The sequence below is a fragment of the Neobacillus sp. FSL H8-0543 genome (assembly GCF_038592905.1).
GTDB lineage: Bacteria > Bacillota > Bacilli > Bacillales > Cytobacillaceae > Neobacillus.
Genome location: NZ_CP151943.1, coordinates 4,570,629 through 4,590,460, shown reverse-complemented (window position 1 = coordinate 4,590,460; position 19,832 = coordinate 4,570,629). Strand labels below are relative to the sequence as shown.

The following is a 19,832-nucleotide window of genomic DNA, read 5'->3' as shown; positions in this document are numbered from 1 at the left end:
CCTCTTAGGTGGACAGTGACTTTGCACCGTCCACCCCTTTACTTTCCACAGCACTTTTTATACTTTTTCCCGCTTCCACATGGACAAGGATCATTTCGACCTACTTTTTCCCTTTGAACAGGAATGTTTGGAACAACCCTCCCCTGCTCACTTGCATTTCTATATTCGATCTCGCTTTCTAGTGCAGCTTGTCTCCACTCCTCTAGTTCAGGATGATCCAAACCTAAAATAGAATAGTAACTATAAACCACTTGTTCAACTTCAACCATGCTTGAAACATACTCATTTGTCATATGTTTGCTTATTAAAGGAAGTGCCTTTTCAGACAACTGATGACAAAGTGCTTCAATTAGTAAATCTTGATCTTGCAATTCTCTGGCCCGTCGGTAGGCATCACTTAGAACCTGAACTGCAAGGTCAGATTTAATGTTTTCAACAACCGAACTGGCATAAATGATTGATTCTTCTTTCTTTAGGTATGGCTCGACCGCTTTTACTACTTCATCTGATTGAAAACCAATTAAGGCAACTGAAACTTCCTCAAGCATGATGTCGTCATCACGGTCTAACAAGCTTGCAAGTAAAGCTATATGCTTGTCCAGTCCAAGTAAACCAATCATATAAATAGTTAGGGTGCCGTTATAAGAAATCCATTTTTCCTTTAATTCCTCTTCAACCAACAAATCTATTTCTTCTTCTGTAACCCAACCCTTTTTCACAATGCAGGCTGCCAATTTCTTCGCTTTCAAATATACATCATGCGGGTGAGATTTCGCCCGATCAAGGGTATTCAAAATTTCACCATACTTTGTATATACCTCTTCTTCTGTACCATTTACAATTAGCTCAAAAAACGACCACATGTCTTTATGAATATATTTTTCTAATTGCTCTTTATATTTCAGAGCCAGTTTTGGTTCAATATGGTCTATCAAGTTTAAGGCTAAATGGGCCTTTGACTGATCCATCCTTGGGATATTTTCAATTAGAATATTGACTGCCTCTTCATTAATGGGCTGATTTTCTATATAAATTAAAATCGAGGACAGTTTATCATCGTTAATAAATGCCTCTTTCAATAATACATTCGTCCATTCTTCTGGTACGTTTGGAAAATCGTGTAGGGCATGAAGCACTATTTCTTGAATTAACGGATCATTGCTAATTAAGTGCGGTTTAATTTTTTCTAAAAATGTCATCATCTAAGTCCTTTCATGCTACTTTGCTCAGGAGTAAATTGTGAAACTCCTTTTGAATAAATTGTACTTCATTCAAAACACAATGTAAAAAACATATTAAAAGACGAACAGTGAATGTATCTGTTCGCCTCTTGTTTTTAAATTACACCTGCAAGTATAATTTTATAAATAAAAAAAGTGTTAACAATAAGATACAAGTTTTTTATCTGCTTTTAACAAGCAAATTTACAGCCTGTTGAATTAATTCATCAGTCTTTTCACCGTTCTTTTCAGCTTCTAGCACACAATCAACTAAATTCGAGCTTACGATTACACCTATAGTTCTGTCTACAGCAGACCTGACAGCAGACAATTGGGTAATTACTTCTTTACAATCCTTGTTCTCTTCCATCATCTTATTTATGCCTCTTAATTGGCCTTCCATTCGTTTTACTCTATTTTTAATTTGATCATTATATTCCATAGGTACGCTCCTATCCAGTCGTTTTCGTTAATGTTACGCAATATATTATACCCTTGAAGGTATAATGTCAAATGGAATAGAATATTATTCGAATTGACCGTATTAACCGAAAAAAAAAAAGCTAAGAAACACCGCTTTTGTTGTCTAGCCTTCAGTTTTTTACTCTAATAATCTGTGTCAACTTTTCTTATTTTTCACAAAATAATTTTTTGCAAGGTTTCTATCAATCTGTGCATACTAAAATTACCAAATGAAGTGAGGTTAAATCTTATGGTGGTAAAACTATTTATTACTTTGGTTATCACTTTTCAATGTGTGTCAGTTTTTATGCCTCATCTAGTATTGGCGAATGTTCAAATACCTGCAACTGGACCCAAATTAGTGTTCGCGGTTATTAGTGATACACACATCAGTCCTAAGAAGCTAACATATAATACAAAGTTTAAAAATGCCTTGAAAGATTTATCCGCAATTGCCCCTGACTATGAATTATTAGCAGTAGTTGGTGATTTAACAAATAAGGGTTTGTCCTCAGAATATGATTTATTCAATGAAATTCTTTCCGAATACGGAAAATCAAAAATCACCCTTTTTCCCGTCATAGGAAACCACGATTGGTATGAGAGCTATAAATACCCTAAACATACTGTAACAGATGCTCAAATAGCTAAGCGATTTATCGATAAAATGAATGTACCAAACCTATATTATGATAAATGGATTAAAGGTTATCACTTTATTGCGATTGCAAGCGAAAAATCCCCAAAAACGATGTCAGAATCATCGTCAAACTCAGCTTTTATTAATTCAGCTTTTATATCAGATGAACAATTGGATTGGCTGGAGAAAACATTAGCCATCAAAGCAAGCAGCGACAAACCGATTTTTGTCTTTCTTCACCAGCCGATCATAGATACCGTTTATGGGAGCAAATTAGGCACTGGGCAAAAGGACCCAATGCTCTTAACATTACTAAAAAAATATCCTCAGATCATTTTTTTTAGCGGGCATTCTCATAACCCTTTGAACCACACGAACAATATCATCCAGGACGGTATTACAATGGTGAATACAAGCTCTGTTGCCTATACATATACATTTGAAAGTGGTGAAAATCAAATTCAATCACAGGGTTATGTGGTAAATGTCTTTGAGGATAAAGTAGAATTAAAAGCGAGAGAATTTAGTAACCAAACGTTGATTAAGAAAGTGATCATTCCTATCCAAAAACCCTAATCAGCACTAATGGCTGGTTAGGGTTCTTACTGCTTCGACTAGCTGAGATAAAAATTGATAAATTAATTGAAATGCCTCACCAAGTGACATATTTTCTTGAAATCCGCTGACATAGTCTAAGGCAAAATTCAAATTCCATAATCCATCATCCTGGCTGAAGATTAAATCGAATTTAGCTCCGTCACCAAGTAAACTTGAATCGAGCTTCTCTTTTAACACTTTTTCAAACTTCTTTTGTAGCTTCAAGCCTAACATCACATCATATGTACCAAAGACATCATCCGCTTCTAACGAGACAGCATCGACCCGAATCTGTTCCAAAGAATTGGACTCTAAATATATAAATTCATTCTTGTGTTCTTTTAAATAAACAAGCGGCTGAGTTAAAAATGCGGCTGTTTCATTTGCTATCATCGTTTCTGTTTCTTTGCTGCAGCGTTCAATATAGGCATCGGCAAATTGAATACTTGAATTTGTTTCTTCCATTATGACAAATCCTCCTATGACATGATTTCGATATTAATATTGCGTGTTTTTTCCTAAAAAAGCAACCATCCTCTGCAATATCAACAAGCTATCGCCCGCTATCAATTTGCTAGCACTTCACTTTCCTACCACTCAATCCTTTCTATACCCCCATAAAACACCAAAAGGCAGTCTAAGAGTATAGACTGCCTTTTCCAACATACTAAACCTGTTCAGTTAATTTTGTCTTGGCAACTTTTTTACTAACAGGGAGTGCGCTCTCTGCTTGTTTCACACGTTTCATAAAGAACGCTAAAACAAGGGCAACTGCTGCAATAAAGACAGATACAAAGAATGCAAAATTAATACCATTTAATGTTGCTTGAGCAAGTGTCTGCTGCTGTATCTGTGCTAACGCTTCTGCTGTTGGCTGCTCTGTTAATTTGGCCATCGCAGCCTCACCAAGTTCTTTAGCCTTTGATTCTGCACGATTTGACATGATAGTAACCAATAATGCCGTTCCAATCGCACCTGATACTTGCTGCAATGTATTGTTCATCGCTGTACCATGCGGATAAAAACTAGCTGGCAATTGATTTAGACCATTAGTAGATACTGGCATCATAACCATCGACATCCCAAACATCCGTACTGTATATAAGACGATCAGTTCAAAGTAACTAGTTTCAAATGATAATTGGCTAAAAAAGTAGCTTGTAACCACTGTAATAATTAGGCCCGTTATTGCTAAAATACGACCACCAAACTTATCAAACAAGACACCTGTGATCGGTGACATCACCGCCATCAAAATGGCACCTGGCAACATCATCAACCCTGCATCCATTGGAGAAATTCCACGCAATGTTTGAACATAGATTGGCAGTAGCAGCATACCAGAAAACATCGCCATCGTTAACACCATTGAAATCACTGATGATAAAGCAAACATTGGAAATTGAAAAATTCTAAAGTTAAGCATTGGTTTTTCTTGTTTCAATTGGCGGATAATAAACCAAGCCAATGATATGACACCAATGATGATTGTCAAATAGACGTGTGGGCTATCCCAGCCTTTTTTACCAGCAGAACTAAAGCCGTATAGCAGCCCGCCAAAGCCGATACTTGAAAGTGATAAAGAAAAAATATCGAGACGTATATCCACTTTTCCCTTTTTATCCTTAAGTAAGAAAAAGCCTAACAACACAATCGCAATGGAAATAGGTGTGATAAAGTGGAAAAGCATTCTCCAGTCATAGTGTTCAATGATCCAGCCAGAAAGCGTTGGTCCAATGGCTGGCGCACCCATTAAAATCAAACCGAAAATACCCATCGCTGCTCCCCTCTTTTCAATGGGGAAGCTCACTAACATAACATTCATTAAGAGTGGCATCATGATTGCTGAACCTGATGCTTGAGTCATACGTCCTGCTAATAATAGCGGGAAGGAATGGGCAAATCCTGCTAAAATTGTTCCGATTGTAAATAAGCCCATGGCAACCAAGAATAGGTTTCTCACTGAATATTTTTGAATTAAGAATGCAGTCGCTGGAATTAGAATCCCATTTACTAGCATGAATCCAGTTGTCAGCCACTGTACTGTTGATGGATCAACATCTAAATCGCTCATAATTGAAGGCAGGGCGATATTTAGTAAAGTATTATTTAAAAATGCAATGAATGCCCCTACCATCAGGACTGATATGATCCCGTATGGGGGACGTTTTGTTTCGACTCTGTTTTGTTCCATTTTAAGTTACCCCCTTGTAAACTGTTAGTACATTTTTTTATACCCCTATTTCATACTTACACAATAATATAATGGAAGTTCAATTTTTGCAATAGATTTATCTTATCAAATAATGGGTTTGTAAAGATGTTCTATATAAGGTAGTATATTTTTATACACTTAGTATAATTCAAATAAAAGGTGATTATATGAAGGACCGTAAACAGCATGTCATTAAAATGGCACATCAGTTATTTATTGAAAAAGGATTTCAAGCGACATCGATTCAGGATATCTTAGATTACAGTGGCATTTCTAAAGGAACTTTTTATAATTATTTTTCATCCAAGAGTGAACTGCTAATTGCAATATATAAAACCATATACAAGAAGCTGGAAAAAGATCGGAATGAATTGCTGCTGGGTCAAGATCCATCTAATATTGAGATTTTTACTAAGCAAATTCAATTGCAAATGATAACCAATAGAAGAAACAAACTGATTGCTTTGTATGAAGAGGTGATATCCTCAAATGACGTTGACCTTAAACAATATATTAAACAAAGCCGATTAAAATCGCTTAATTGGACGTTCAGTCGCTTCATCGACATCTTTGGTGAGGAAAAGAAACCATACCTATTAGATTGTGCCATCATGTTTACGGGAATCTTACAACATAATCTACAATATAATAGACTGGCTAATCAATCGGTTGAAAAAGTGAATGATGTGGTTCGTTATAGTGTGGCACGTTTGGTGAAGATGGTTGACGACGTGGCGATGATGGGAGATCAATTACATGAGCCCGAGCTATTGGAAAAATGGCTCCCTGATCAAAGGAAGAATAATCACGAAATGATCAAGGGTCTATTGAAAATCGTTGGTCCCATGAAAGCGTCGATAACAAAATGCTCGTCAGACGAAAGAGATCAAGAAAAATACAATGAACTTTTAGAATTCATATTGGATGAAATCATCCATACCAAACACCCAAGACAATTCCTAATCGAAAGCGCATTACAAACACTAAATCAAAACCCAAAAGAACTCTGGCATAAAGACCTGAACCACCTCTCGCAGCACATCCAAACCTACTTTAACCAGCAAGAGGAAATTGACAATTAATAACGGTGTCAATAACGGATAGCAATAACGGTGACTGTCACCACTCGTGGACACTGTCCACCTGGTATGGACAGTCCTACATAAAAACGCCTGGATATCACATTTTGATATGCAGGCATTTTTTTATTATGATTGAGCATTTGCCTATGCAAACTAGGTTGCTCTTACGTAAATTATTAAAACCACAAATGTTTTTTCAACAATTTGTCCTATATGGGTACAAGGTATCAAGGGGTTTTTAAACTATCAAGGAGGTGTACAAATGGAAAATCTGTTTGCAGCAGAAACACAAGATGCGCAAGAAGAGGTTAAAAAATTTGATTTTGGGAAATTTATGTTCGGGGAACTTGGATTGAGGAGAAGGAAGGATCTTAAACCTAATGACATGGAAAGCGACAATACTTTAGAAGAGAGTCCGTCTACAACTCAAAATATATCTAAACCACAAAATTTGAGACGCAAAAACACCGTTAGCGGAAATTTTATCATTTCAAGATATTGGGATGACAATAACATGTGGGAATTTAGAGTGCGGCGCAAAACTTCGTAGCTAGGTGAAGGGCCATTAGTCAAACAAAGGATGGAAAAGGCACTGATATCCCATCTTTTTTGTTTGGCTATTCTTTTGATCAAACCTTTATTAAGGAAATTTTTTTCCTAATTTGGCTCTACATGTACATGTACATCATAAACCTGATATTTATCTATTAATTCCTTCTCAACCATAGTTGCTATATCATGAGCATCTCGTATATGTAAATCAGAATTAACCAGGATGACAACATCCACAACCACGTTATTTCCGTAGTTTCTTGCTTTTATGTCCTTTACACCTTTAACACCGTAACAATTATTGATTGCATCTTTATATGTTCCTATTTGCTTTTCATCGAACCCATCAGTCAAGTAAAGGGAGGCATCTCGAAAAATATCCAAGGCAGTTTTACAAATAAGGAAGCCGACAATTATAGCGGTTACCGGATCAAGCCATGGAAAGCCGAATTGCGCCCCGATTATTCCGACAAAAGCACCGATACTAACCCAAGCGTCTGATAGATTATCCTTAGCTGCAGCCAAAACGGATTGGCTGCCAATCTCGGTTGCCAATTTTTTATTATATCGATAAACAAAATACATAACTACTGCACAAAAAAGTCCCGTCCATGCTGCAATTAGATCAGGTGTATTTTCCACACCATTAAAGACACTAGAAATCGCGTCATACATAACTTTAAGTCCAACGGCCATCATGATAAAAGAAGCGGTCATGGAGGCAACTGTTTCTGCTTTCCAATGACCATATGGATGATCATCGTCCGCGGGTCTCTGGGATAGTTTTAGGCCAATGAGGATTGCAACCGAGGCAATAATATCCGTAACATTGTTTAATCCATCCGCTTTTAAGGCTTCAGAATTAGCGATAAATCCAACCGCCAATTTTAATAATGACAAACAAATATAAGCAATTATACTAATAATCGCTCCTCGTTCTCCCCTTTTTAAATCTAAATAAGCCTGTTCTTCCATCATTCTCACCTACTTTTTCTTCCTAAATATATTATCTACCAGAAACAGATAGTGGGTCTAGAGAAACCTTTTGTCATTATTCTAAAAATGTAATAGGGAAGAAAATATGTTTGATTAGGGAAAAACACTAGTAAAAAGTAACAGCACCATCCAAGAAAATTGGATGATGCTGTCACTTTTTTGTTCTCCATTTATTATTCTAGAAAATGATGCAATTCAAGTTCTCTCCTAATCTCATCAGGAATCGGTTCTGACTTTTGTGTTTTAAGATTGAAATTAACATAGGTCACAGTACCCTTAGCACAAACCCGTTTGTCTTGATGAATTTCCTCATATAATTTCAAGCTAGAATTTCCGATTTTTTTTACCCAAGTAAAAACCTCAGCATTTCTTCCAAAATAGATTTGCTGTAAATATTCTACATTCATATTAATAATAATCATTTTCCAATTCTCAAATAAATTGTCTGGGGTAAATAATTTAAATATTGGGTTTCGGGCTGCTTCGAACCAAATAGGAATGGTTGTATTGTTAATATGACCGACACCGTCAGTCTCAGAAACACGCGGTTCAATTATCATCTTATACATTGATTAAACTCCAACCTTTCAAAAATTACCGATTTGTTAATACACCTTCATAGGCATTCTGATAAATTTGCTCGATTGATTCTAAGTTCAATGGTTTCGGACTTCTTCTTAGTAATCTTGTTTGCTTCATCCCGTTTTCAGCTAAACGCTTAATATCCTCACGATGAATAGGATATTCGGCAAGGGTCGTTGGTAATCCGACTTCTTTAACTAACTCTAGTAAACTCTGAACCACAGCTTGAGCCATTTCACGGTCATTTTTCTCATTGGCAGGTAGATTAAATACCTTAGCAATCTGTACCATTTTTTCGATACAGGATGGCCAAATATTATCATAGACATATGGTAGCAATACGGCATTCGACTCTCCGTGAGGCAGCTTAAATAAACCTCCGAGTGGATAGGCTAAACCATGAACCCCTGCCACACCGGCATTGAAGAAGCTTAAACCGGCAAATAAACTCCCTAATGCCATTTGTTCCCTGGCTACTTTATCTTTGCCATTCCAGACTGCTCGTTTAATATTTCCAACAATCCGTCGCATCGCTTCCAGCGCTAGGGTGTCAGTCAAAGGTGTTGCCTGAATCGAAGTATACGCCTCTAATGCATGTGTAAAAGCATCAATCCCACTTGCGGCAGTTACCCTAGGCGGGAGGGTATAGGTTAAGACTGGATCAACAATTGCATAATCTGCCAGCAAGTACTCATGGGTAATCACATCTTTTGTATCGGCTAATGAAAAAACCGCAATGTCAGTAACCTCCGCCCCCGTACCTGCTGTCGTCGGTATAAGTACCTTTGGCAATCCTTTATTTATTAATTTTTTACTGCCGCTCAAATTCAAATAGTCTTCCAAACGACCAGCGTTATCCGCCAGTACGGCTGCTGCCTTTGCCAAATCTAAGGCACTGCCGCCGCCTATCCCAATCACTAATTCTGCTTTACTTTCTCTAATCTCATCAACTACCAAATTCCCAATCTCCAAGGATGGCTCTGGAATAACATTAGTATACAAATGAACCTGAGTTTTTTCTTTTTCTAAAATTTGTAAGACTGGCTGAATCACGCCCAGTTCCATTAAAATCGGGTCGGTAAGCAAAAATACCTTTCGAACATTCGTTTCTCTTATGATCTCATCAATCTTACTAAGGGAACCTTCACCATGAAAGATTTTCTTAGGTGACACAAATTGATTCATACACCCAACTCCTCTAAAAAGCTATTTATCATCAATAATATTATATATTATTCTAAATATTCTTTCTTATTTTATTTACGAAAACCTCGTTCCCTGCAGAAAAGCCCACTTTGCTACGATGCAAAGCGGGCTTTTTTAAAATTATGAACCAACCTGAAAATTTATAAAGGCATCCTCTGGTTTAACTTGGTTTTTAATCACTTTATTATCATATAACCACTGAGAAACTTCGGTCCATGTAGCAAGGTCCTGATAGCCAAACGGCTTATCATTGGCGTCCATAAGTGGAAGAAGTATTTCTAAACTTTTCTCTTCAATCTCTTTCTCAAGCGGCGAGGTTTTGTCCTCATGCTTCATTAAAAGGTCCAAACCTGCTTCCGGATGATCCTGAACAAATTGCTGTCCCTTGGTAATCGCAGCTAAAAACTTATTAAACACCTCTGGTTTTTCTTTTAATCCGGATTCACTTCCGACCAGAACTAACTCATAATAATTGGGAACCCCAAAATCTGACGGATTTATTAGTCTTATTGGGTAGCCCTCTTTTTCAAGAAGTATTTTTTCGTGATTGATAAAACCACCAATGATAGCATCCGTTTTCTTCGTTGCCATTGCCGGGATGAGATCCCATCCAATATCGACCATTTTTACTTTATTAATATCTCCACCATCTTTTTTCACCATAGTTTGAATAATAGCTTCATACAATGGAATGGAAGAGTACCCAATCGTTTTCCCTGCTAAATCTTTTGGAATTTGAATGGGACTATCTGCATGAATCATTAATTGACTTAACGGTTGGCGAACAAGCGCACCAAATGATTGGACTGGAATATCCTCACCCCGTGCAACAATCACCTGAGGCTGATAGCTAATTGCGATGTCAATCTGTTCTGCGGCCACAAGTCTTAGTGGGTCATTTGTATCGGCAGGCATTTGAATCTCCACATTTAACCCTTGCTCTTTAAAATAGCCCTTTTCCTTTGCTGCAAAAAGAAAGGAGTGGACCGCATTCGGATACCAATCGAGCATTAAACTTACTTTCTGGAGCTTTGGATCAATGTCATTTCCAGTGGTTCCTGTCTCGTTTTTACCACAGGCAGTTAAAAATAGGATTGCTATACTTACAAAAATAAATATTTTGTTTTTCATTAAAGTTTCTTCCTCTCACTTTATAACCCTTTTTAATAATTGTTTTTCGATTAGATTTATGAGTGAAAATAGCAAAATACCAAGTACAGATAGCAGGAAAATTGCAGCAAATACGGCATCTGCCTGTAAGTTTCCTGACATTCGCCGGCTGAAGTATCCTAATCCTTCACTTGCACCGAGCCACTCACCAATCGTTGCACCAACTACACAATAAACAACAGACATCTTCAACCCTGACATAATCGCCGGGAGTGCCATTGGTATTTGCACCTTTTTAAAAATCGCCCGCCTACTTGCCCCCATCGTTAAAAGTAATTCACGATATTCATTTCCACTTGATTTCAATCCATCATATGTACTTACGACAATCGGGAAAAAGGCGATTAAAAAAGTCACCGCGACTTTACTCCAAATCGAATAGCCAAACCACATAATAAATATCGGAGAAATCGCAATTAAGGGGATAGTCTGCGAGATTACAAGAAACGGATAGATAATTTTTTCTAGTAAACGAGAAAAGTGCATCGCTACTCCTAGTAAAATTCCTACACTTACGGCTAGAGCAAAACCAATTAAGACTTCTTTAAGGGTAGCTGGTAAATGCACTTCAACTAACAGCTGCCAATTTTCCACCAATGATTTTCCTATGTCTGATGGAGAAGGTAAGATGAATGAAGGAATCCATCCTTGAACCACCACCCATTCCCATATACTTAAGAAAAGAATGGCAATCAGCAGGAACAGACCATAGTCTCCCATCCATTTTTTCCATTTATCTTTCATCATGAATCAACTGCTCCAGTTCTTTTCTTATCGTAATGAATTCTGGTTGATAAATTAGATCCGGGCTCCTAGGTCTTTCTAGGTTTACCTCAACTACTTGTAAGGCTTGATGACCCTCCCCTTGAATGAGATAAATTCGGTCACTTAGGAGGATCGCCTCTTCCAGATCATGAGTAATAAACATTACAGTTTTTTGCAATTCGCCCCAAAGCCCTAATAACCAACTGTGCATGCTACGCTTTGTCATCGAATCGAGTGCTCCAAACGGTTCATCTAATAATAATAGTTCTCTTCCGGTCATGAGCGTTCTTAAAAAAGCTACACGCTGCCTCATTCCTCCCGAAAGTTCATCAGGATAGGCATTTTCATATTCAGCTAGTCCAAATCTTTCCAGCCACTCCTGAATCTCAGGGAGTTTCTGACGCTTATTTTCCTTTGTGATCTCTACTGGTAGCAATACGTTCTCTACAACCGTTCTCCATGGTAAAAGCAAATCTTTCTGTGGCATATAGCCGATTTTCCCTAGTCTCTTTCTAGTGTCTAGCCCATTGATGCGGATCTCACCGTGGTCTGGTTCTAGTAAACCGGTAATCAATTTAAATAGGGTACTCTTACCGGAACCGCTTGCTCCAATAACCGAGATGAATTCACCTGGCTTCACTTCCATTTTTAGATGCTGAAAAATTGGTGCTGTGCCTTTGAAGGCATAGGTTAGTTCCTTTATTGATAACATAGAAGTATTTGACAAAGTCTACATACCCCCTTGGTAAAAGTATTCTTCTATGAGGACAGCTTTTAATGTCTCTCGTTTATTCAATTACAAGTAAATTATCTACGGTGGTCTAAACCAGTTGCGCTGGGTAAGATTACTCTATTTTTTAAGAAAACCGTAAGAATAATAAACCCGAATAGTCCACCAGCAAAAGAACTAAAAATAAATAAGGGAATGAACCCAAATAATGTTGCTTCTTGTCCAAGGAAGAGTGTAGCAATTGGATACGATAGAAGCGCGCCAAGAATACCTGTCCCTATTACTTCTCCGGTAAAGGCTAGGTAAAGCTTTTTCGTTTTCAAGAATAATAGCGAGGCGAGTAGTGCCCCCACCATGCTTCCAGGAAAGGCAAAAATGGAACCTGTTCCCATCATATTTCTTATCATTGAAACACCAAAGGCTTGGGCTACGGCATAATAAGGACCCAGGATTACCGCAGAAAGTACATTTAAAAGATGCTGTACGGGAAAAACCTTTGTGAATCCGACAGGAATATAGAGAAGGTTACTTGTAAGTGTACCGATGGCAATCATCATTGCAGTAAGTGTAAGCTTTTGTGTTTTTTTCATAAAAGCACCCCTTTTATTTTTTTATTGCGCTCAATGCTATAGCTGCAGACTGTGGTGAATCCGCCTGGCTGATGGCGGTAATCACTGAAACACCATCTGCTCCTGCCTCAAAAACAGTTGACGCATTTTCAGCAGTGATTCCCCCAATTCCGACGATGGGTATGGTATAACCTTTAGCACGTAAGGCTTCAATCAGTTTGGTTCCTTGTGATGCCTTAGCATCCAACTTAGTTGTCGTTGGGAAAACAGGGCCGATTCCAAAATAATCAGCTCCTTCCCGAATGGCAGCCTGTGCCTCCTCTAGCGTATGGACAGATACACCTAAAATCTTCTTGCCAATCCGTTTCCTTACTGCTTCTACTGACTCATCTTCCTGACCAATATGGACACCATCGGCATCGATTAAGAGTGCTAATTCGATATCATCATTGACAATGAAAGGAATTTGATGATTTCTGCAGATGGCTTTGAGTTCCTTCGCAAGGGCAATTTTTTCTCCGCCCTTTAATGCGCCTTCTCCTTTTTCACGATATTGAAATAGGGTGATTCCCCCAGCAATCGCTTCCTTGAGAATTTCAGCAGGATTGTTATTTTTACAGTTGACGCTGCCCATAATAAAGTAGACTTTAAGTGTCTTTCGTAAGTTATCTGATAAGATTGTTGTCATCGTGTAACTCCTTTACGTTTTTCTTTTCGAAAGGCCCAATGATTGGTTGGACCATGCCCATGACCAATTTCGATCCCCTCTTCAATCGCCGCTTGAATAAAATCCTTCGCCATCAAAATAGCTTCATAAACACTTTGACCCTTTGCCAATTCAGCAGTAATCACTGCCGAAAACGTACAACCAGTGCCATGGGTGTTCTTAGTCTTGATTCGTTTATTAGAAAATCTGCTGAATTTTTTTCCATCAAACAATAGATCGACGGAATCACTTTGATTCTCATCATGGCCACCTTTAATAACAACATTCTCCACACCCATATCCCAAAGTCTTTTAGCAGCTTCTTCTTTCTGTTCAGCCGTTCGTATCGACAATCCTGTTAATACTTCAGCTTCAGGAATATTTGGGGTAATTACTTTTGAAATTGGCAACAAGAATCGCTTCATTGCAGAAATCGCCTCCAGCTTTAACAAAGAGGCACCTCCCTTCGCAATCATGACAGGATCCACTACGATATTGTCCCATTGATAAAATTTTAGGCTTTCGGAAACAGCTTCAATGATTTCTGCATTAAAGAGCATGCCTGTTTTGATGGCATCTGCACCAATATCCTCTCCGATGGATTGTATTTGTTTTACTACTGCATCGGCTGTCATCGGATAGACCGCCTGAACGCCTAGTGTATTTTGAGCGGTGACTGCCGTCAAAGCGGTCATCCCAAAAACCTCAAATTCCTGAAAGGTCTTTAAATCCGCTTGAATTCCAGCTCCTCCTCCACTGTCAGAACCTGCGATTGTCAATACTTTTTTAATCATTTTTGGCAACCCCCTTTACAATTTTCTAAATGAACTAAATTGATTAATATCTTCAAGAGAAACCTTAGAAAGCTGATTTAAGAACTCTATCTGGAAACTGCCAGGACCTCGTTCAGCAGTAGTCTCCGCTGCCTTCTCCGCAGCAACCCCATAATAGGATAAAGCCGCCACAGAAGCAGCAAACAGATTTCTTTCAACCCCTGCAAACGCACCAATTACGGAACTTAATAGACAACCGGTGCCTGTCACCTTTGTCAAAATCGGGTGTCCATTTGCAACAACATAGGTGGTTTCTCCATCCGTTACCACATCTTCTTTACCGGTGATGACGACAAGGGTATTTAGTTTTTTTGCTGCCGCTACTGCCAATTCAACGATGTTTCCTTTTGCCTCGCCAGCATCTACACCCTTCATCGTCCAGTTCTGTCCAGCAACATTGGCAATTTCAGAGGCATTTCCTCTAATCACGGCGATATTTATTTCTGCCATTATCCTTTGTGCTGTTTCGGTTCGGTAATTGGTAGCCCCGGCCCCCACTGGGTCAAAAACGACTGGGATATCAGAATCATTTGCTGCTTTTCCAGCCAAAATCATTGAATCTACCGTTTGTGGATTTAATGTCCCAATATTTAAAACTAACGAACGAGAAATCCTCGCCATATCTGCTACTTCTTCTGCAGCATATGCCATGACTGGTGATGCACCAAGTGAAAGCAGCCCATTAGCTGTAAAGTTCGTTACCACAACATTGGTGATATTATGTACGAGCGGATTTTCCTCTCTTACTCTTTGTAAAATTGTATAAATACTCGTTTTATCCATTCCTTTACCTCCTTTTTTAAATGCAAAAAAGCCAGATCCCTTAAAAAGGACCTGGCTAGGTGAATTAGTGGAAAGACTTAATGAAAATTGAAAAATCTCTCGCTACTTCCCTACGCTGGTATTATCCAGATCAGGTCCAGAGGGTTGAAAATTTGGCAATTTTCTCTCAGCCCGCGTTCTGGGCACCCCTAGTAGATACATAACATATGAAATTATGTCCATCATAAACCTATTAACCATTTATGTAAAGTAATAATTCCCAATTTACCCATTTATAAGAAATGAAATGCCTGCCCATTTTTCAAGACCAGACAGGCATTTTATTATTCTCAACGACAGTTTACATAATATAATTACAGTTAAATATTTATATGGTGACAGTCACTCTACAGTCCCATATTTTTGGCAATGATTTGTTTCATGATTTCATTGGTGCCCGCATAGATAGAGCCTACTGCAACATCACGATATCTTCTGGCAATCTCGTATTCTTCCATATAACCGTAGCCGCCATGCAGCTGCATGCATTCCGTTGCAACATTCTTGGCTAAGTCCGTCATCCACCACTTCGCCATTGAAACTTCATTGACGATGTTCTTTTTTGCGATATGATCAACGATTAACTGATCGACAAATATCTCTCCGATTTTGATATTCGTTGCCATTTCAGCAATTTTAAATTGGGTGTTTTGAAATTTGCTGATAGGTTTGCCAAATGCTGTCCGTTGTTTCACATAATCAACCGTAAGATCCAGCATTCTTTTCGAGCCTGCAATGCTTCCAATCGCCAGCATTAACCGCTCTTGCTGAAGTTTTTGCATTAAATAATAAAATCCCATTCCTTCTTCACCGATTAAGTTCCCCTGTGGGACAATGGCCTCTTCAAAAATCAGCTCAGAGGTATCGTTTGCATGCTGACCTACTTTACGTAATTTTTTCCCTCTTTTAAATCCTGGTGTCCCTTCTTCGACTACCAGTAGACTGATTCCTTTATGTGAAGGCTTGGCAGTTGGGTCTGTTAAGCAAACGACAATTACAAAATTGGCAGAATACCCGTTTGTGATAAATGTTTTTTCACCATTCAAAATATAATTGCCGCCCACTTTTCTGGCGGTTGTCTTAATTGCCGCCAAATCTGATCCTGTTCCTGGCTCGGTCATTGCAATCGCTGAGATCATCTCACCGCTTATTGCCTTTGGGAGCCATCTTTTCTTTTGCTCCTCAGAGCCAAATTCACCAATGTATGGCATGACAATATCATTATGAAGTCCAAGGCCACCGATGCCTGCACCAATTTTATCAAGCTCCTCAGTAATGACGACTGAATAGCCGAAATCCGCTTCAGAACCACCATACTTTTCCTCCACCCATGGACACAGAAATCCTTGCTCACCAGCTTTCTTCCAAAATGACTTTGGAACCTGTTTTGCCTGCTCCCATTCCTCAAAAAATGGAGCAGCATCCCGGTCTAGAAACCTAACAAAGGACTTTCTAAAAATTTCATGCTCTTCTTTTAAGTATGGCTTATACATCTCATCACTCCTACCTAGCTAAATTGTTTTTTTTCAACGGTGTTTTCAGGATTTTTCCTGTTGCTGTTTTCGGTAGCTCTGACAAGAAGTAAATTTTCTTTGGCACCTTATAATGGGCAAGCAGCTGTTTACAGAATGTAGAGATTTCTACAGGCGTTCGAGGTTCACTTGTCACAATATAGGCTGCCACTTCCTCACCGAATACCGGATCAGATTCTCCGATTACGGCGCACTCTACGATATCAGGATGGGTATACAACACCTCTTCCACTTCACGAGGATAAACATTGAAGCCACCACGGATAATCATATCTTTCTTGCGATCCACAATATAAATTCGTCCCTGTTCATCCTGCCTCGCAAGATCTCCCGTATAGACCCAGCCGTCAATAATTGTCGATTTCGTTTCTTCTTCCTTCTTGTAATAACCCTTCATCGCATTTGGCCCGCGGAAGATGATTTCTCCGACTTCACCAATAGGGACTTCTCGTCCATTTGGATCGATAAGTTTCAGTTCAATTTCTGGTAACGGAACCCCGACTGATCCAACTTGTTTTTCGATATCGTTTGGATAACAGCTAATCATCACGGTACTTTCCGTCTGCCCGTAACCTTCGCCGATTTCAACCCCCAATAGCGTTTTCACTTTTTCAATGATTTCTACTGGAAGGCTGGCACCGCCAGAACCAGCAATTCTCAGCTGGGAAAAATCCAATTCACTTATCCGTGGTGAATGAACAAACATCGTATACATCGTAGGAACACCTAGAAATACCGATATATTTTCATCAGCCAATTTTTGCAAGATCGCATCGGGAATAAATCGCTCCTCTAAATAAATCGTACAGCCCTCTAACACACATTGAAGAAGTCCCTGCAGCTTTGCATACGCATGAAAAAGCGGAAGGACTACGAGGACGCGGTCTTCCTTTGTCAGTTCTAAGATTTCCGCACTTGTTTTGCTCATCCATTCAAGATTTCCATGGGTGATTAAAGCACCTTTCGGCTTACCAGTAGTTCCGGACGTATAAATAATTTGCGCATGATCATCCTTATTCTTCGGTTCAAGGTAGAAATCCTCTGCTACTCCACGCACTTCGTCCCAAGGAATAACGGTATCCTCCGGTTGGAGCGAGAAGACCTTCTCTACCATTGATAACGAGGGACGAGATTTAAGCACCTCTCCTAATCCAATTTCATCAACCACTACCGCCACCGCATCTGCATCATTGAGAATATAGGTAATTTCATTTTCTTTAAATAGTGGATTGATTGGGATGACAGTTACTCCAAGTGATAATAAGGCAAAATAGGCTATCACATAATCCGGCTTATTGCCCATAATTAACCCAACATGTGAATGGTTTTTTATCCCATACTTTCTTAATCCGACTGCTTTCTCTTGAACTCTACTAGCTAATTCTTTATAAGTAATACTTTCATTTCTAAAAACCACCGCACGATGACTTGGAGCACCATTAGCTGTATTTAGCAAAATTTGACTAATATTCAAATCCTATTCCCCCGTCCTATATGAATCTATTTTTCAAGTGCTACATAATTGGTATACGGATTAAATGTATGCGCTTGCAAATTCTTATATGATAGGCTATCTAAATTAATGGTAGATGGTGCTGTACCTGCTTAGCTTCTCAACTCTTCCTTTCGAAGCATTCTTCTAACGACTTTACCAACTGCACTTTTTGGTAAGCTATCAATAAATTCAACAGACCTTGGTTTTTTATAGGATGCTAATAGGTCCTTACAATGTTCAATGATTTCGTCTTCACTCAAAGAATATCCCTCTTTTAGGACAACAAATGCCTTTACACTTTCAACCCACTTTTCATCTGGTACTCCAACAACAGCCGCCTCCAGAACAGCAGGATGCTTGTACAGGACTTCTTCCACTTCACGCGGGTAAATATTAAAGCCACCGCTGATGATCATATCTGACTTGCGATCTACTAAATACAAGTAACCCTCTTGATCGATGTAGCCCATATCCCTTGTAAAAATCCACTTTCCTTTTATCGTCTCACCTGTCAATATTTCTTCTTTCCAGTAGCCTGACATTGCTTGATTAGAAGACACAACGATCTCACCAATCTCCCCTTGCTCCACCTCTACCCCATCTTCATCGACAATTTTTACATCTGTAGTAATCGTTGGGCGCCCGCATGACAACAGTCTGTCATAGTATTCAGGGTTTTTTATTGCTAAAATATGATCTTCTACTGAAAGGGTAGAGAGAATGAGAGGAACCTCAGTCTGTCCAAAATATTGAATAAATTTAGGTCCCCATAATTCAATGCCTCTTTTTAATGCTTCCCTAGGCATAGGTGAAGCACCATAGATAACACTACGGACAGAATCAAATGAATACTTCTCCACTTCTGGATGGGATAAAAGCATGACAATCATAGTTGGGACTAAGTTGAGAGTAGTTGGTTTAATCGTTTCGACGGCTTGTAGAAATTCTTGAGGGTGAAAGGTTGGTAGAATTGCGTTTGCTGCACCTCTTATCCAATGTGGCAGGACTAGTATCCCTGAGGCATGTGTTAAGGGTGCAGCATGCATCATAATATCTCCTTTTTCGATCGTAAGTGTTGATAGGATGTTTGCTGCCATAGCTGCCCACGATCCCTGGGTATGAATGGCAGCTTTCAACTTCCCTGTTGTACCCGAAGTATATTGGAGCGTTGCGTAATCTTCTTCCAATAGATGAACAATTGGATCGTCATCTGTAACCGCTTTCATTTCTGCGGAAATTGGTATGATCCAGTCGTATTTTACAGTTCCATCCACCTGGCAAAATAAAGAGTCCTTTGTGAGCCTTTTTCTTAAGCTAGCAACACGATCAGCAAATTCTGCTGTGAATAAAATCGCCTTTGAATCCGTTTCAACAATCATATGAAACTGTTCTTCTTCGGAAAGTCTTGTGTTTAATGGGACACGAACCAATCCTGACTTTAACATGGCAAAGTCTATTTCCACACTATGTATGGAATTTGCTAACAAAAATGAAATCCGATCACCTTTTTCCAGTCCTAATTTATAAAGTGCGTTGGCTAAGCGGTTAGAATTTTTATGAACTTCTGTAAAGGTTAGTTTCTCATTCTTGTAAATAACTGCGGTTTGATTCGTATAATACTTGGCCCCTCGTTTAATCAATTCAGCAGCAATCATTTT

General features: G+C 38.9%; 20 protein-coding genes and 1 riboswitch. Of the genes, 3 read left to right on the top strand and 17 right to left on the bottom strand.

Going from position 1 to position 19,832, the window contains the following annotated elements:
* Nucleotides 1–38 precede the first annotated feature (38 nt).
* Complete coding sequence (locus NSS81_RS22935) at nt 39–1,202, bottom strand: SEC-C metal-binding domain-containing protein (RefSeq protein WP_342430923.1); 1,164 nt, start codon at nt 1,200–1,202, stop codon at nt 39–41.
* 199 nt (nt 1,203–1,401) lie between these two features.
* Nucleotides 1,402–1,662, bottom strand: a complete 261-nt coding sequence (locus tag NSS81_RS22930; protein ID WP_342430922.1) for a metal-sensitive transcriptional regulator — start codon at nt 1,660–1,662, stop codon at nt 1,402–1,404.
* Between the two features lie 315 nt (nt 1,663–1,977).
* Here NSS81_RS22930 and NSS81_RS22925 point away from each other — a divergent pair, with 315 nt between their 5' ends.
* A complete protein-coding gene (locus tag NSS81_RS22925) occupies nt 1,978–2,898 on the top strand; it encodes a metallophosphoesterase (protein WP_342430921.1) in 921 nt (306 codons plus the stop codon).
* Nucleotides 2,899–2,904: 6 nt separating this feature from the next.
* On the opposite strand, the gene NSS81_RS22920 is transcribed toward NSS81_RS22925, so the two are convergent.
* The gene (locus tag NSS81_RS22920; protein ID WP_342430920.1) at nt 2,905–3,384 is read right to left on the bottom strand and encodes a branched-chain amino acid aminotransferase; all 480 of its coding nucleotides are present in this window, start codon (nt 3,382–3,384) and stop codon (nt 2,905–2,907) included.
* A 202-nt stretch (nt 3,385–3,586) separates the two neighbouring features.
* Nucleotides 3,587–5,113 (bottom strand): DHA2 family efflux MFS transporter permease subunit, encoded by a 1,527-nt coding sequence (locus NSS81_RS22915; protein ID WP_342430919.1) that lies wholly within the window; start codon nt 5,111–5,113, stop codon nt 3,587–3,589.
* Between the two features lie 188 nt (nt 5,114–5,301).
* On the opposite strand from NSS81_RS22915, the gene NSS81_RS22910 reads away from it, so the two are divergent.
* Nucleotides 5,302–6,216: a TetR/AcrR family transcriptional regulator gene (locus tag NSS81_RS22910; protein WP_342430918.1), complete on the top strand. Its 915-nt coding sequence runs from the start codon at nt 5,302–5,304 to the stop codon at nt 6,214–6,216.
* 262 nt (nt 6,217–6,478) lie between these two features.
* Entirely contained in the window at nt 6,479–6,766 is a 288-nt protein-coding gene (locus tag NSS81_RS22905) for a hypothetical protein (protein ID WP_342430917.1), read from the top strand.
* A gap of 107 nt (nt 6,767–6,873) precedes the next feature.
* On the opposite strand, the gene NSS81_RS22900 is transcribed toward NSS81_RS22905, so the two are convergent.
* The 13 genes from NSS81_RS22900 to NSS81_RS22840 all read right to left on the bottom strand — a co-directional run bounded on the left by NSS81_RS22900 (nt 6,874) and on the right by NSS81_RS22840 (nt 19,829).
* A complete protein-coding gene (locus NSS81_RS22900) occupies nt 6,874–7,743 on the bottom strand; it encodes a cation diffusion facilitator family transporter (protein ID WP_342434129.1) in 870 nt (289 codons plus the stop codon).
* 194 nt (nt 7,744–7,937) lie between these two features.
* On the bottom strand, nt 7,938–8,333 hold the full coding sequence (locus NSS81_RS22895) for a thioesterase family protein (RefSeq protein WP_342430916.1): 396 nt from the start codon (nt 8,331–8,333) through the stop codon (nt 7,938–7,940).
* Between the two features lie 25 nt (nt 8,334–8,358).
* Nucleotides 8,359–9,531, bottom strand: a complete 1,173-nt coding sequence (locus NSS81_RS22890) for an iron-containing alcohol dehydrogenase (RefSeq protein WP_342430915.1) — start codon at nt 9,529–9,531, stop codon at nt 8,359–8,361.
* A gap of 141 nt (nt 9,532–9,672) precedes the next feature.
* A complete protein-coding gene (locus NSS81_RS22885) occupies nt 9,673–10,683 on the bottom strand; it encodes an ABC transporter substrate-binding protein (RefSeq protein ID WP_342430914.1) in 1,011 nt (336 codons plus the stop codon).
* A gap of 15 nt (nt 10,684–10,698) precedes the next feature.
* Nucleotides 10,699–11,466: an ABC transporter permease gene (locus tag NSS81_RS22880; protein ID WP_342434128.1), complete on the bottom strand. Its 768-nt coding sequence runs from the start codon at nt 11,464–11,466 to the stop codon at nt 10,699–10,701.
* Nucleotides 11,456–12,214 carry an ABC transporter ATP-binding protein gene (locus NSS81_RS22875; protein WP_342430913.1) on the bottom strand — a complete coding sequence of 253 codons (759 nt, stop codon included), beginning with the start codon at nt 12,212–12,214 and terminating at the stop codon, nt 11,456–11,458. The genes NSS81_RS22880 and NSS81_RS22875 overlap by 11 nt, the downstream gene beginning before the upstream one ends.
* 80 nt (nt 12,215–12,294) lie before the next feature.
* On the bottom strand, nt 12,295–12,807 hold the full coding sequence (gene thiW, locus NSS81_RS22870) for an energy coupling factor transporter S component ThiW (RefSeq protein WP_342430912.1): 513 nt from the start codon (nt 12,805–12,807) through the stop codon (nt 12,295–12,297).
* A gap of 13 nt (nt 12,808–12,820) precedes the next feature.
* A complete protein-coding gene (gene thiE / locus NSS81_RS22865; protein ID WP_342430911.1) occupies nt 12,821–13,474 on the bottom strand; it encodes a thiamine phosphate synthase in 654 nt (217 codons plus the stop codon).
* The gene (gene thiD, locus NSS81_RS22860; RefSeq protein WP_342430910.1) at nt 13,471–14,286 is read right to left on the bottom strand and encodes a bifunctional hydroxymethylpyrimidine kinase/phosphomethylpyrimidine kinase; all 816 of its coding nucleotides are present in this window, start codon (nt 14,284–14,286) and stop codon (nt 13,471–13,473) included. Before thiD ends, thiE begins: the two co-directional genes overlap by 4 nt.
* Before the next feature lie 15 nt (nt 14,287–14,301).
* The gene (gene thiM, locus NSS81_RS22855) at nt 14,302–15,108 is read right to left on the bottom strand and encodes a hydroxyethylthiazole kinase (RefSeq protein WP_342430909.1); all 807 of its coding nucleotides are present in this window, start codon (nt 15,106–15,108) and stop codon (nt 14,302–14,304) included.
* A 90-nt stretch (nt 15,109–15,198) separates the two neighbouring features.
* A riboswitch (TPP riboswitch) is annotated at nt 15,199–15,308 on the bottom strand.
* Nucleotides 15,309–15,494: 186 nt separating this feature from the next.
* Nucleotides 15,495–16,640 carry an acyl-CoA dehydrogenase family protein gene (locus NSS81_RS22850; protein WP_342430908.1) on the bottom strand — a complete coding sequence of 382 codons (1,146 nt, stop codon included), beginning with the start codon at nt 16,638–16,640 and terminating at the stop codon, nt 15,495–15,497.
* Between the two features lie 10 nt (nt 16,641–16,650).
* Nucleotides 16,651–18,153, bottom strand: a complete 1,503-nt coding sequence (locus tag NSS81_RS22845) for an AMP-binding protein (RefSeq protein WP_342430907.1) — start codon at nt 18,151–18,153, stop codon at nt 16,651–16,653.
* 131 nt (nt 18,154–18,284) lie between these two features.
* Nucleotides 18,285–19,829, bottom strand: a complete 1,545-nt coding sequence (locus NSS81_RS22840; protein ID WP_342430906.1) for an AMP-binding protein — start codon at nt 19,827–19,829, stop codon at nt 18,285–18,287.
* Between the last annotated feature and the right edge of the window lie 3 nt (nt 19,830–19,832).

Coding starts and splice junctions, on each gene's coding strand:
- NSS81_RS22935 (WP_342430923.1), bottom strand. CDS start 1,202: ATGATGACATTTTTAGAAAAAATTAAACCGCACTTAATTAGCAATGAT.
- NSS81_RS22930 (WP_342430922.1), bottom strand. CDS start 1,662: ATGGAATATAATGATCAAATTAAAAATAGAGTAAAACGAATGGAAGGC.
- NSS81_RS22920 (WP_342430920.1), bottom strand. CDS start 3,384: ATGGAAGAAACAAATTCAAGTATTCAATTTGCCGATGCCTATATTGAA.
- NSS81_RS22915 (WP_342430919.1), bottom strand. CDS start 5,113: ATGGAACAAAACAGAGTCGAAACAAAACGTCCCCCATACGGGATCATA.
- NSS81_RS22910 (WP_342430918.1), top strand. CDS start 5,302: ATGAAGGACCGTAAACAGCATGTCATTAAAATGGCACATCAGTTATTT.
- NSS81_RS22905 (WP_342430917.1), top strand. CDS start 6,479: ATGGAAAATCTGTTTGCAGCAGAAACACAAGATGCGCAAGAAGAGGTT.
- NSS81_RS22900 (WP_342434129.1), bottom strand. CDS start 7,743: ATGGAAGAACAGGCTTATTTAGATTTAAAAAGGGGAGAACGAGGAGCG.
- NSS81_RS22895 (WP_342430916.1), bottom strand. CDS start 8,333: ATGTATAAGATGATAATTGAACCGCGTGTTTCTGAGACTGACGGTGTC.
- NSS81_RS22890 (WP_342430915.1), bottom strand. CDS start 9,531: ATGAATCAATTTGTGTCACCTAAGAAAATCTTTCATGGTGAAGGTTCC.
- NSS81_RS22885 (WP_342430914.1), bottom strand. CDS start 10,683: ATGAAAAACAAAATATTTATTTTTGTAAGTATAGCAATCCTATTTTTA.
- NSS81_RS22880 (WP_342434128.1), bottom strand. CDS start 11,466: ATGAAAGATAAATGGAAAAAATGGATGGGAGACTATGGTCTGTTCCTG.
- thiW (WP_342430912.1), bottom strand. CDS start 12,807: ATGAAAAAAACACAAAAGCTTACACTTACTGCAATGATGATTGCCATC.
- thiE (WP_342430911.1), bottom strand. CDS start 13,474: ATGACAACAATCTTATCAGATAACTTACGAAAGACACTTAAAGTCTAC.
- thiD (WP_342430910.1), bottom strand. CDS start 14,286: ATGATTAAAAAAGTATTGACAATCGCAGGTTCTGACAGTGGAGGAGGA.
- thiM (WP_342430909.1), bottom strand. CDS start 15,108: ATGGATAAAACGAGTATTTATACAATTTTACAAAGAGTAAGAGAGGAA.
- NSS81_RS22850 (WP_342430908.1), bottom strand. CDS start 16,640: ATGTATAAGCCATACTTAAAAGAAGAGCATGAAATTTTTAGAAAGTCC.
- NSS81_RS22840 (WP_342430906.1), bottom strand. CDS start 19,829: ATGATTGCTGCTGAATTGATTAAACGAGGGGCCAAGTATTATACGAAT.